The organism is Psychrobacter sp. NG25, from assembly GCF_015234355.1.
Classification (GTDB): domain Bacteria; phylum Pseudomonadota; class Gammaproteobacteria; order Pseudomonadales; family Moraxellaceae; genus Psychrobacter.
In genome coordinates, this window is the sequence record NZ_JADGMV010000001.1 from 443,317 (window position 1) to 456,378 (window position 13,062).

At 42.9% G+C, this 13,062-nt stretch carries 8 protein-coding genes; 1 reads left to right on the plus strand and 7 read right to left on the minus strand.

From position 1 onward, the window contains the following. Nucleotides 1–41 precede the first annotated feature (41 nt). From lpdA to sdhC, 7 genes are all read right to left on the minus strand, one after another. On the minus strand, nucleotides 42–1,496 hold the full coding sequence (lpdA, locus tag IPZ60_RS01850; protein ID WP_194196174.1) for a dihydrolipoyl dehydrogenase: 1,455 nt from the start codon (nucleotides 1,494–1,496) through the stop codon (nucleotides 42–44). A gap of 206 nt (nucleotides 1,497–1,702) precedes the next feature. Further along, on the minus strand, nucleotides 1,703–2,926 hold the full coding sequence (gene odhB / locus IPZ60_RS01855) for a 2-oxoglutarate dehydrogenase complex dihydrolipoyllysine-residue succinyltransferase (protein ID WP_194196175.1): 1,224 nt from the start codon (nucleotides 2,924–2,926) through the stop codon (nucleotides 1,703–1,705). 153 nt (nucleotides 2,927–3,079) lie between these two features. Then, nucleotides 3,080–5,965, minus strand: coding sequence for a 2-oxoglutarate dehydrogenase E1 component (locus IPZ60_RS01860; RefSeq protein ID WP_194196176.1), 2,886 nt, complete (start codon nucleotides 5,963–5,965; stop codon nucleotides 3,080–3,082). A gap of 789 nt (nucleotides 5,966–6,754) precedes the next feature. Beyond that, the gene (locus IPZ60_RS01865; protein ID WP_194196177.1) at nucleotides 6,755–7,465 is read right to left on the minus strand and encodes a succinate dehydrogenase iron-sulfur subunit; all 711 of its coding nucleotides are present in this window, start codon (nucleotides 7,463–7,465) and stop codon (nucleotides 6,755–6,757) included. A gap of 212 nt (nucleotides 7,466–7,677) precedes the next feature. Continuing rightward, nucleotides 7,678–9,528, minus strand: coding sequence for a succinate dehydrogenase flavoprotein subunit (sdhA, locus tag IPZ60_RS01870; RefSeq protein WP_194196178.1), 1,851 nt, complete (start codon nucleotides 9,526–9,528; stop codon nucleotides 7,678–7,680). Between the two features lie 352 nt (nucleotides 9,529–9,880). After that, nucleotides 9,881–10,267 carry a succinate dehydrogenase, hydrophobic membrane anchor protein gene (gene sdhD, locus IPZ60_RS01875; RefSeq protein WP_227686587.1) on the minus strand — a complete coding sequence of 129 codons (387 nt, stop codon included), beginning with the start codon at nucleotides 10,265–10,267 and terminating at the stop codon, nucleotides 9,881–9,883. A gap of 20 nt (nucleotides 10,268–10,287) precedes the next feature. Then, nucleotides 10,288–10,674, minus strand: a complete 387-nt coding sequence (sdhC, locus tag IPZ60_RS01880; RefSeq protein WP_194196179.1) for a succinate dehydrogenase, cytochrome b556 subunit — start codon at nucleotides 10,672–10,674, stop codon at nucleotides 10,288–10,290. Between the two features lie 1,069 nt (nucleotides 10,675–11,743). Between sdhC and gltA the strand changes: the two genes are divergently transcribed. Next, nucleotides 11,744–13,024, plus strand: coding sequence for a citrate synthase (gene gltA, locus IPZ60_RS01885; RefSeq protein ID WP_110922036.1), 1,281 nt, complete (start codon nucleotides 11,744–11,746; stop codon nucleotides 13,022–13,024). Nucleotides 13,025–13,062 lie beyond the last annotated feature (38 nt).

Consider the following 13,062-nt stretch of genomic DNA (forward strand, 5'->3'; position numbering starts at 1 on the left):
CTACAGTCAGGTTATAAGTCAGTACTTATCAAACTAACTACTTATTTCTTACGCTTTTTGCGCTGAATGGCGTGAATAGCACGGCCATCAGCAGACAGAGCAGCTTCATGCACAGCTTCTGAAATAGTTGGATGCGCAAATGTCATCAATTGCAAATCTTCGATACTAGAGACAAATTCCATCGCGATCATACCTTGATGGACGATATCGCCAGCACCAGCAGCGATAGCATGCATACCTAACAAGCGATCTGTTTTGGCATCAGCGACGACTTTCACAGAGCCTTCCGCTTCACTTTGAGCAAGTGCACGGCCGTTAGCTGCTAGGTTGAATGAACCCGTTTTAACTTCATAGCCAGCTGCTTCAGCTTCTTGCTCAGTTAAACCAACCCATGCGATTTCTGGATGCGTGTAAATTACGTTGATGATAGTATCATAATTAACCTGAGCTTTTTCGCCATGAATACGCTCAACAGCCATCATGCCTTCTTCCATTGCTTTATGCGCAAGCATAGGGCCACGGACTAAGTCACCGATAGCATAGACGCCATCAAGGTTGGTTTTACACTGATCGTTTACGTCGATAAGACCACGTTCAGTCAACGTGATACCACTGTCATCGCCAAGTAATTTTTCAGAGTATGCGCGGCGGCCTACACAAACGATAAGTTTGTCGAAGCTTTCTTCACTTGACTCGCCTTTAGTATCACTAGTGACAACAACTTGATCGCCTTTAACTTCAGCATTGGTTACTTTGGTATCAACACGGATATCAAGACCCTGCTTCTTCAGCATTTTTCCAGCTTCTTTTGCGATGTCTTTGTCAGCAGCTGCTAAGAAACTTGGAAGCGCTTCATAGACAACAACTTCAGCACCTAGACGACGCCATACTGAACCAAGCTCAAGACCGATAACACCAGCACCGATAACGCCTAAACGCTTAGGGACTTCAGTGAAATCAAGTGCGCCAGTAGAGTCAACGATACGATCGCCGTCAGTTTTGGCCACAGGAATATCGATAGGGACAGAACCTGCCGCTAGGATGACATTTTTTGCAGTGATGGTGGTTTCGCTTTCATCTGCAAGTGCAGTGAACTTAACCTTTTTATCAGCACCTTTACCATCAACTAATGTGCCCCAGCCTTGCAGCCAATCAACACCATTGCCTTTTAGCAAAGCGGCAACACCACCAGTCAATTGCTTAACGATGCCTTCTTTACGAGCAATCATTTTTTCGATATCGATGGCTACATCGCTAGTGCTGATACCATGCTCAGCAAGATCGTGCTTGGTCGCTTCATAGCGATGTGAGCTATCAAGCAATGCTTTTGATGGGATACAACCAACGTTCAAGCAAGTACCGCCAAGCGCTGGCTCACCTTTATAAACACGTTTTTCGATACAAGCAACGCTCATACCTAACTGACCTGCACGGATAGCGGCTTCATAACCACCAGGACCGCCGCCGATGACGACTAAATCATAATTGTCTTTCATAGTACGTTCCTATTTTTAATTATCATTCTAATTGTAAATATCATTTAACTGAGGATTATCTCGTTAATAAATAAGCGATGTTTTTGCCTAATGGTCAATACACCATATCAGCAAGACACTCTTATTTATTAATAAACAGCTAGTACCACTGTTTAGACTAAAGTTAAAAAGCTTGTATCGGCGGTTGCCAATACAAGCTTAGAAGCTTATAGGTCTAGTAGAAGCATGGCTGGATCTTCAACCAATTCTTTGATGGTTACTAAGAACTGTACTGCTTCTTTACCATCAATCATACGATGATCATAAGATAGGGCTAGATACATCATTGGTAAGATTTCAACTTTACCATCGACAGCCATTGGGCGGTCGTTGATAGCATGCATACCGAGGATAGCAGTTTGAGGTGGGTTCAAAATAGGTGTAGACATCAATGAGCCGAATACACCACCGTTTGAGATAGTGAAAGTACCGCCAGTCATGTCATTCAGACCAAGTTTACCTTTTTGAGCAAGGCCTCCAAGCTCACGAATACGGCTTTCGACATCAGCCATGCTCATGCGATCTGTATCACGTAATACTGGAACAACCAAGCCGCGATCTGAAGAGACTGCTACACCAATATCATAATAACCATGATAAACGATATCATCGCCGTCTAGTGATGCGTTGACTGCTGGGAAGCGTTTGAGTGCTTCTGTTGCTGCTTTTACGAACAATGACATAAAGCCCAAACGTACGCCATGACGTTTCTCGAACTGGTCTTTATACTTAGCACGCATATCCATCAACGGCTTCATATTCACTTCGTTGAACGTCGTTAGCATCGCAGTATCTTGTGATGCTGACAATAGACGATTCGCTACTGTTTTACGTAGACGCGTCATTGGAACACGTTTTTCAGTACGCTCACCCGTTGATTCAGCAACTGGACGGCCGCTGTCAGACTTGATGCTGCTGTCTGATTTCAATGTTGGATTTGCCATATCAGTTTTGGTAACACGACCGCCACGACCACTGCCTTCAACTTCTTTAGGATCTACGCCGCTTTCTTTCGCAGCTTTGCGAACCGCTGGGCTTTGATCTTTATGATCTGCATCATTGCTGTCGTTTTGAGCCGTTGCTTGTACTGGCTCGCCGCCGTCTGCTGCTTGTGCTGGCGCTGCTGCTTCTGTAGCAGTGTCTGCACTAGCGCTCGCACCCGCTTCAAATTGAGCGATAAGCTCATCAGACAAAACAGTATCATCAACTTGTTTGACGATTTTGGTCACAACACCGTTGTCAGGCGCCACAACTTCTAATACGACTTTATCAGTTTCGATTTCAGCCAATAGGTCATCACGGTTAACTTGCTGACCTTCAGTAACATGCCACTCAACGATTGTACCGTCGGCAACCGATTCTGGAAAAACGGGGGCTTTGATATCAGCCATCGATATACTCCTTAGATTTGGATATTCATATTTGTTATTAAGTCGTGATAAACAGTCAGTGACATCTTGTATAGCCATCTTAGATAATACTATCTAGATTTTATTACAGCTTACTGACTGTTATCGCCTGATTCATTTGCATTCAATAATCTGTTACTTAGACAACTCATCAACACTGATACCAAGACCGCCAGCGATTAACGCTTGCTGTTGTTGAGCGTGTAATTTTGGTGAACCTGTTGCAGGTGCTGCACTAGAAGGACGTGCCACCGGCTCCATGACTTTCGCCTTGGTTGGGTGCGGTACGACAATACGGTACATATGCGGTGCTAGGTAGTACCAAGCGCCTTGGTTAAGCGGCTCTTCTTGCGTCCATACGATCTCAGCCAAGTTGCTATATTTTTCAATCTCAGCCATCAAACGCTGCTCTGGCAACGGATAAAGCTGTTCGATACGAACGATAACCACATGATCTAGACCTAATGCGCGGCGCTGCTCAAGCAAGTCATAATAAACCTTGCCACCACATAGCACCATACGAGTCACTTTATCTGCGTTGTGATCGTCCATCTCTGAAATGACGGTTTCAAACTTACCATTGGCAAGCTCTTCCAGATTTGAAGTTGCTAATTTATGACGTAGTAAGCTCTTCGGTGACATAACGATCAACGGCTTACGAATAGGACGTACCGCTTGACGACGTAGTGCGTGATAGATCTGTGCTGGAGTCGTCGGTGTGATGACTTGCATGTTGTCTTCAGCACATAGCTGTAAGAAACGTTCAAGACGCGCAGATGAATGCTCAGGGCCTTGACCTTCAAAGCCATGCGGCAACAGCATAGTCAGACCACAAACACGCTGCCACTTGGTTTCGCCACTTGAAATAAATTGGTCGATAACAACCTGTGCACCGTTGACGAAATCACCAAACTGCGCTTCCCAAACAACCAATGCGTTAGGGACAGTCGTTGCGTAACCATATTCAAAGGCTAGCACTGCTTCCTCTGATAACAATGAGTTATAAGTTGCAAAACGAGCTTGGTCTTCACTCATATGAGCCAATGGCACATACATGCTACCGTCATTTATATTATAGATTTCACTATGACGATGTGAGAAAGTACCACGGCCTACATCTTCACCAGTAATACGTACCAATACTTTATCGTTGTCGACCAATGAAGCATAAGCCAATGTCTCAGCGGCACCCCAGTTCAATGGCTCTTCGCCAGTTTGCATAGCCAAGCGTTGCTCGACTACTTTTTGAACTTGGCGTTGTAGCTTGTAACCTTCTGGCATTTCGGCCATACGGCGTCCGTAGCCTTTTAGGACTTCGATATCGACACTGGTATCCCAATCATCAACCAAGTCATGACCCAGATAAGGCGTCCAATCTACAAACAGCTCTTCGTTAGGCTCATTAACCAACGAGCTAGCAACATAGTCACCACGATCTAAAGATTCGCGGTACTCATCTTCATACTGCTTTTCTTGATCGGCATTCAGGATGCCGTCTTTAATAAGCTGCTGTGCATAAAGTGTACGAGTGGTTGGTAACTTTTTGATGACAGCATACATAAGTGGCTGTGTAGCCGATGGTTCATCAGCTTCGTTATGACCATTACGACGATAGCAGAATAGGTCAATAATGATGTCTTTCTCAAACTCACGACGATAATCTAATGCCAATTGAGCTGCGAATACGACTGATTCTGGATCATCACCGTTCACGTGCAAGATAGGCGCATGTACCATTTTGGCCACGTCAGTACAATATTCAGTTGAACGAACATCTTCTTGACGGCTAGTGGTAAAGCCTACTTGGTTGTTGATAACAATATGTACGGTACCACCAGTGGTATAAGCACGGGTTTGTGACATCTGAAAGGTTTCTTGAACCACGCCCTGACCAGCAAAAGCAGCATCACCATGGATAACGATTGGTAGTACTGAATTACCACCTTTATTGTCTAAAAGAGGTTGGTCATTACGACGCACCTGACGGGCACGTACTGAACCTTGCAATACTGGCGCAACGATTTCAAGATGCGACGGGTTAAAGGCCAAAGCCAAATGAGCTTCGCCACCTGGTGTCATCACATTAGATGAGAAACCATTGTGGTATTTAACATCGCCTGAGCCTTTTTCTGGCTGTACTTTACCATCAAACTCGTCAAACAAGTCCGCAGGGTTTTTGCCTAGGATGTTTACTAACAGGTTTAGGCGTCCACGGTGAGCCATACCAATGACCATCTCTTTGGTACCATAACTGCCAGCACGTTGGATGATTTCATTGATAGCAGGGATAAAGCTTTCACCGCCTTCTAGACCGAAACGCTTCACACCCGTATATTTACGTGCTAAATACTTTTCTAAGCCTTCGGCTGCTGTGAGACGTTTGAGAATAGAGATACGTTTTTCTGTATCAAATTTGATATGACCTAAATTAGTTTCTAGATACTTTTCCATCCAGCGTTTTTCTACACTGGTGGTCACGTGCATGTATTCGACACCAATGTGGCGGCAATAAACACGCTCCATAATCTCAATGATTTCACGTAAAGGTGCTGAATCTTTAGCGATACTTAGATCATTAGTAGGGAATACGGTATCAAGGTCAGCTTCTGAAAGGTTGTGGTAAGCGAGGGTTAAATCTTCTACTTCTGCACGTGATTCTAGATTTAATGGATCGAGACTAGCACGGCGATGACCACGGCGGCGATAGGCTGAAATCAGCTGCTGTACACCCATTTTCTTTGGGTTACCACCATCTACTAAAGCATTGGAGGCTGAGCTGGTCGCTTGGTCGCTACTCTTGCCTGCAGTCTGATTGCGAGCAAGCAATAAAAACTGGTCTTTGATAGCGTTATGCGGTGCATCATTTGGCGATTTGTATTGTGCAAAATACGTTTGCCACTCGGTATCGACGCTACTAGGATCATTCAGATATTGCTCATAAAGAGCTTCTATGTACTGGGCGTTATCAGCGGCCAGTTCTGTATGTCCCGAGCCTTTTGCTTCTTTAGTTATACTATTCATAATAATCGTCTATTTGATAGATAAATGAATGGAATCGTGCTTATTATTGTGTAATCTGTCGTACGTTAAGTGCTGTTGCCTACAATACTCATAGTATAAATACAATTATTTGTGAACGTCCAGTTTTCTTATCTGGCTCGTTTCACAAAATTAATTTATATATACTACTATTAGCCATAACCAATTTGTTGGTGAAAAACCATCAATAAAACATCAGCATTTTGGCTAATAATTCTCACTACAATTTTTTGTTAATTCTGACATATTACAGCTTTTCAGCCAAACATACACTGCTGTATAGAGTAGCACGCCTATATTTTAGGCCATAGTTTGTTTGTTCAATACTAGGTATTTAGGTAATGAATAACTATTCTCACCTTAGGCACTTCATATTGACCCTATTCTGTCTCAATAGGATATCTAGTTGGTATATTACCAGTAACGCAAACTATCAATAACTGATATTTGCTCATCGCAATATCCTAACAATACAACTATGCACTATTCTAGCATTTAACGTAGCCAATATCTCTCGATGAATGCTTTTTACTACTGCCAATTATATAGATTGCTTGTGCATATATCATGCTTTCTTACATACGGCCAACGTATTGTTAGCACAGCCTTACCTTTGATTGTCGGTCGTTTTCCTCATCGCTACAACTTATTTGCATCTTAAGAAAAAGTTAAACTCTCTCTCAGAGTCTAAATCATAAAAAACACCACCTAATATATTAGGTGGTGTTTTTCGTACTATAATCTGCAAAAAAACCATGCGATTATAAACGATTAACCGGCTTGGTCAATCAACATATTACGTAAATGACCAATTGCTTTGGTTGGATTCAGGCCTTTTGGACAAACTGATACACAGTTCATGATACCGCGGCAACGGAACAGGCTAAATGGATCGTCCAAACGAGCCAAACGTGCTTGAGTATCACCATCACGGCTATCAGCGACAAAGCGATAGGCATGCAACAATGCTGATGGACCTAAGAATTTGTCAGGGTTCCACCAGAATGATGGGCAGCTGGTTGAACAGCAAGCACATAGGATACATTCGTACAAACCATTCAGTTTTTCACGCTGCTCAGGCGATTGTAGGCGCTCTGTTGGCGGTGCTGGTTGGTCATTGATTAAGTACGGATGCACTTTTTCATATTGCTCGTAGAATTGGTTCATATCGACGACCAAATCACGAACAACTGGCAGACCAGGCAACGGACGAACAGTTACTTTTTCTGGCAAAGTGTTCATGTTGATTAGACATGCTAGACCATTTTTGCCATTGATGTTCATGCCATCAGAGCCACAGATGCCTTCACGGCAAGAGCGACGGAAGGTCAGTGTTTCATCTTCCTTTTTTAGGCGTAATAACACGTCAAGCAACATACGATCTGAGTCTAACAACTCAACCGTATACGTTTGCATGCGTGGCGCTGCGTCCAGATCAGGATCGTAGCGATAGATTTCGATGGTGCGAGTACCTCGGCTCATAATGCTAAACTCCACACGTAGGTGATGGCGGGCATACAAAGATTGCAGCAGGATAACGCTAACTATTAATCGATACTGATAAAAAATATCAAACACTAATTAATAGTGTGCTAGCGCTGTCAGGTGCATGTAGCTGGCGGTCACCTTTTTAATAAATTAATAAAGGATAAAACATTAACTCTGCTGCTGTATATCAGGTGCAACATCTAAGATTAATAGACGCGAACTTTTGGCTCGATATAATCAACCGTCAATGGGACTTTGCGAACTGGCTTATAAATAATGCGGTTGCCTTCAGAATACCATAAGGTATGCTTCATCCAATCGTGGTCATTACGGCCGTTTGGTGCATAGTCATCATCTTCTGGACGATCGTAGTCAGAGACACTGTGGGCGCCGCGACTTTCATGACGCATCGCTGCTGAGATCATCGTCGCTTTGGCCACTTCATACAAGTTGGCAACTTCGAAAGCTTCGATACGCGCAGTGTTGAAGACTTGTGATTTATCAGCCAAATGAATCTGGTCGATTTTGTCGCCTAGCGCTAGAATTTTCTCAACGCCTTCGTCCATCATTGCTTGGGTACGGAATACGCTAGCATGCATCTGCATAGCTGCACGGATCTCATCAGCTACGTCTTGAGCATTGTAACCTTCAGTAGACTGTTGCAACTTGTCCAAACGACGCATAGTGTAATCAAGCACACGAGGATCAAGTGGCTTGTAGTTATGGTCAGCATGATGGAATTCGTCAACGATATGCTTACCAGCAGCACGACCAAATACCAATAGATCAAGTAGTGAATTCGTACCTAGACGGTTGGCACCATGGACACTTACACAAGCACATTCGCCGATAGCGTAAAGACCTTTAACGACATTGCCCTTCGTGTATAGACCTTCTTCATCCGTACCCGCTTCTAGATCAGGCGTGATTACTTGACCATGAATCGTTGTCGGAATACCGCCCATCATATAATGAATGGTTGGGATAACTGGAATAGGCTCTTTAGTAATATCTACGTTGGCAAAGTTTTTGCCAATCTCGAATACTGATGGCAGACGCTTCATGATAGTTTCAACACCCAAATGCGTCATATCCATAACGATATGGTCAGCATTAGGACCACAACCACGGCCTTCTTTGATTTCTTGGTCCATAGAGCGTGATACGAGATCACGTGGTGCCAAGTCTTTTACGGTTGGCGCGTAACGCTCCATGAATGCTTCGCCATCTTTATTACGTAAGATAGCACCTTCTCCACGGCAACCCTCGGTCAATAGTACGCCTGCACCATGAACGCCCGTTGGGTGGAACTGCCAGAATTCCATGTCTTGTAATGGAATACCTGCACGTACCGCCATACCAATACCGTCACCAGTATTGATATAAGCATTGGTGGAAGCCGCAAAGATACGGCCTGCACCACCTGTCGCTAGGACAGTAATCGGTGACTGGAATACAGCAATAGTACCGGTTTCTTGCTCAAGTGCGATGACGCCGTTGATGTTACCAGCTTCATCTTTAATCAAGTCAAGTGCAATCCACTCGATGAAGAACTCAGTACCTTGCTCTAAGTTTTTCTGATATAGCGTATGTAGCAATGCATGACCTGTACGGTCAGCAGCTGCACAAGCACGTTGAACGGCCTTTTCGCCATAGTTAGAGGTATGACCACCAAACGGACGCTGATAAATCGTGCCATCTTCGTTACGGTCAAAAGGCATGCCCATGTGCTCAAGCTCATAAACGACTTTTGGCGCTTCACGGCACATATATTCGATAGCGTCTTGGTCACCTAACCAATCTGACCCTTTAACGGTGTCATAAAAGTGAAAGTGCCAGTTATCGTTACTCATGTTACCCAAGCTTGCACCGATACCGCCCTGAGCCGCAACCGTGTGCGAACGCGTTGGGAATACTTTGGTAAGGACTGCAACCTTCATACCTGCTTCAGCCAAATGTAGTGAAGCACGCATACCTGAGCCGCCACCACCGACGATGACTGCATCGTAGTTTAGGGTCTTAATATTACTAATGGTATTGTCTTGTCTAGTTGCCATTACGGTTTTCCTAATGCCTGTTAATGCTTAGAATTAAATAAAAAAGCTGTATCAAGCGTCACCTCATTGCAGGGCCAAATGTCATATTTATTCGGTCATTAAACGCAATTATTTAAGACGGTGACGCAAACAACCTTTAACCACTTAATTTGCATATCTATCGTTATATTGGGCTAATTTCATTCACTTTCAATTTGACTCAGCTGTCTTTAAATGACTGCTCAAGTCAGAAATTGCCCAATGCTATGACTATTATCGGCTATAACGGACGGCTTTGGAGTCATTCAGCAGCCAATAATGCTGCTGAGTGCATCCGTTATTATTTATAGATAGTAAAGGTATAAATTATTGGTTAAACGGCAACAACACTGAAGCCACTACCCCAAAAAATCATGATACCCCAAAATAGAAATACTAAAATAGCGATAATCATCAATGACTGTAGGACTAAACGTAAACCTGCTGCGCTTGAGCCTAGTTTGCCAGTAGTAATGTAATCAGTAAATACTGTCCACATTCCAACCCAAGCATGACCTGCTAGCGCAAGTACTGCTACTAAGCTAAACAAACGCATAGGCAGGCTAGTCATAAATGATGACCACTCAAGATAAGTGACGTCGCCATGGGTCAAAAAGAAACCCAGCAACACCACACTATAAACGGCTAAAACAACAGCGCTGATACGCTGGATAATCCAATCACGTGAGCCTGAGCCGGTCAGACCAGTAGCACTTTTTATTCCTGAATCGTTTTTAATCATTAGAACATCACCCATACAAATGACGCGACAATTAGAATCGCTGCGATCACAAAACTGACCTTAGAAGCGGCACGTCCAGATTGTAGCTCTTCGTTCATGCCCATATCAGCAAATAAGTGCTTGATGCCCATCACAAAGTGATAAGCGATCGCGGCAACAAATATCCATGCCAAAAAGCGCACGAGTACGTTGTCAAATACGGTTGCAAAACTCTCAGGCGATGCCAAAGAGTTCTGTAACAACCACAACATGACAGGAATAAGTAAGAATAAAATAATGCCAGATATACGATGCAAAATTGAGGCAATTGCAATCGGTGAGCGATTAACGCTAATCACTTGGCTTAAAGGCAGATCAATAGGTCGGTTGCTTTTCACAGCGGGCATCCTTTTTGCGGTTATACTCCTGTATCTGCTATCCACGCTTTGTATAAATGCTATACAACAGCGACGAGCAACACATGAGACGAATAAAGTAAGGAAGGGCTAGCTGACGTAGTTTAATTTGCGCTAAAGTTAAAAGGCGAATATGTCTTATACGATCATTATAGACGGTCGAACCTGACTCGTTGAACTGATACACCCTTTTATTAACGAGCCTTCTACTTACGTTATGACAATAAGTACGAAGCATGGGATCAATCGATTAACTATTCTATTTTTACTGATTCCCATTAACAAAAAAAGATAACGCCATTGTGTCATCTCTATACGATCAATTTATTAAGGTAAACTTCACTGTTGGCTATCTAAAAATAGAACAGTTAACAAGAATATTCAAACGATAAGCTAGGTTTTGGTCTATAAACTGGTCGTCCAATCGTAACAAAATATGAGCAAAGCAAAGCTTCACTGATTATTCCATTAAGATGATCGCTCAATATGCGCAAAGCTAGTGCCAGTTAAATCCCTCTAATTATAAAATGACTGGGCGCTAATTACAAATTTATCCCCTAAATATTGGTTATTAGAGATTAATTAACAAAAAGCTGGCTATTTGCAATATTAATTCATTAGTATGACCCACCCCTAACGAACCATAAATCTAAACCAAATGGTCGTTTGTTCATACTCTGTCTGTTTTATAGTTAATATGACTAAACCGTTAAACTTATAATATTGCTAAAAACACTTTAATATTATAATGTTAATGATAATCATTACTTTCTATAAAGAAGCGGTTTAAAAGACAAATAGCTTACCAGACATATTTTGATACAAAAATTACAGTGAATAAACACGTCAAAACCATACTAATTGGCAGTGTTGACAGTAAAAGTCTTTTCAAATCATAGGGAATTGCTGCTAATATACTCTGCGTATTAAACGAGTTAGATGTATTTTGAGCATTTGACTGATGATGGCGCAAGGGTATGTGCCTGTAATAATCGACGACGCGAGGGTATGCGTCTGCAATAATTTTATTCTAACAAGCTAAAACAATGGAGAGCAATTTATGGCTGACACTAATGCCAAATTAACCGTAAATGGTAAAGAGTACGAATTTCCTATCATCGAAGGTACTTTAGGGCGCCCAGTTATCGATATTGCTGCTCTACAAGACTCAGGCTTTTGGTCTTATGACCCTGGTTTTAAAGTAACAGCCCCTGTGGAATCAAAGATTACTTATATTGATGGTGGCAAAGGCGAGTTATTACACCGCGGCTACCCTATCGATCAGTTAGCAAACAACGCTGAATACTTAGAAGTTGCTTATGCACTGATTCATGGTGACCTACCAAACGCTGAGCAAAAAGCAGACTTCTTTGAAAAAATCCGTAAACATACGGGTGTTCATGACCAATTACGTAAGTTCTTTGAAGGTTTCCGCCGTGACGCGCATCCGATGGCTATTATGGTCGGTGTCGTTGGTGCGTTATCAGCGTTCTATCATGAAAACCTAGATGTGAGCAATGAAGAGCATCGTGAAATCACTGCTATTCGTCTAATCGCTAAGATGCCAACACTTGCTGCAATGAGTTATAAATACTCACAAGGCGAGCCGTTCATGTATCCGCGTAATGACTTTAACTACGCAGAAAACTTCTTGTACATGATGTTTGCTACGCCTGCTGATGTTGATTATAAAACTAACGACGTCATCACTCGCGCAATGGACAAAATCTTTACTTTGCATGCTGACCATGAGCAAAACGCTTCAACGTCTACTGTACGTTTGGCTGGTTCTACTGGTGCAAACCCTTATGCCTGTATCGCTGCTGGTATCGCAGCCCTTTGGGGTCCATCACATGGCGGCGCGAACGAAGCTGTTCTTGAGATGCTAGACGAAATCGGTTCAGTTGAAAACGTACCTGCATTCATGGAAAAAGTGAAGAGCCGTGAAGTGAAGCTAATGGGCTTTGGTCACCGTGTTTACAAAAACTTTGACCCACGCGCACAAGTCATGAAAGAAACTTGTGACGAAGTACTTGCAGCACTTGGTATCAACGATCCTAAGCTTGAATTGGCAATGGCGCTTGAAAAGATTGCTTTAGAAGACCCGTTCTTCGTTGAGCGTAACCTATATCCAAACGTTGATTTTTACTCTGGTATTATCTTAAAAGCCATCGGTATCCCAACATCAATGTTTACTGTAATCTTCTCACTAGCTCGCACTTCTGGTTGGATCAGCCATTGGTTAGAGATGCACAGCGCACCGTTCAAAATCGGTCGCCCACGTCAGTTATACACTGGCGAGTCGCATCGTGATTTTGTTAAAGTTGAAGACCGTAAATAGATAGAGATAATATTTTCTCAATAAAAAATCCCGCCATT

What these genes read in the sequence shown, in the direction of transcription:
- odhB (WP_194196175.1), bottom strand. Translation starts at nt 2,926, where the DNA reads ATGGCTGATATCAAAGCCCCCGTTTTTCCAGAATCGGTTGCCGACGGT.
- gltA (WP_110922036.1), top strand. Translation starts at nt 11,744, where the DNA reads ATGGCTGACACTAATGCCAAATTAACCGTAAATGGTAAAGAGTACGAA.
- IPZ60_RS01860 (WP_194196176.1), bottom strand. Translation starts at nt 5,965, where the DNA reads ATGAATAGTATAACTAAAGAAGCAAAAGGCTCGGGACATACAGAACTG.
- IPZ60_RS01865 (WP_194196177.1), bottom strand. Translation starts at nt 7,465, where the DNA reads ATGAGCCGAGGTACTCGCACCATCGAAATCTATCGCTACGATCCTGAT.
- lpdA (WP_194196174.1), bottom strand. Translation starts at nt 1,496, where the DNA reads ATGAAAGACAATTATGATTTAGTCGTCATCGGCGGCGGTCCTGGTGGT.
- sdhC (WP_194196179.1), bottom strand. Translation starts at nt 10,674, where the DNA reads ATGCCCGCTGTGAAAAGCAACCGACCTATTGATCTGCCTTTAAGCCAA.
- sdhA (WP_194196178.1), bottom strand. Translation starts at nt 9,528, where the DNA reads ATGGCAACTAGACAAGACAATACCATTAGTAATATTAAGACCCTAAAC.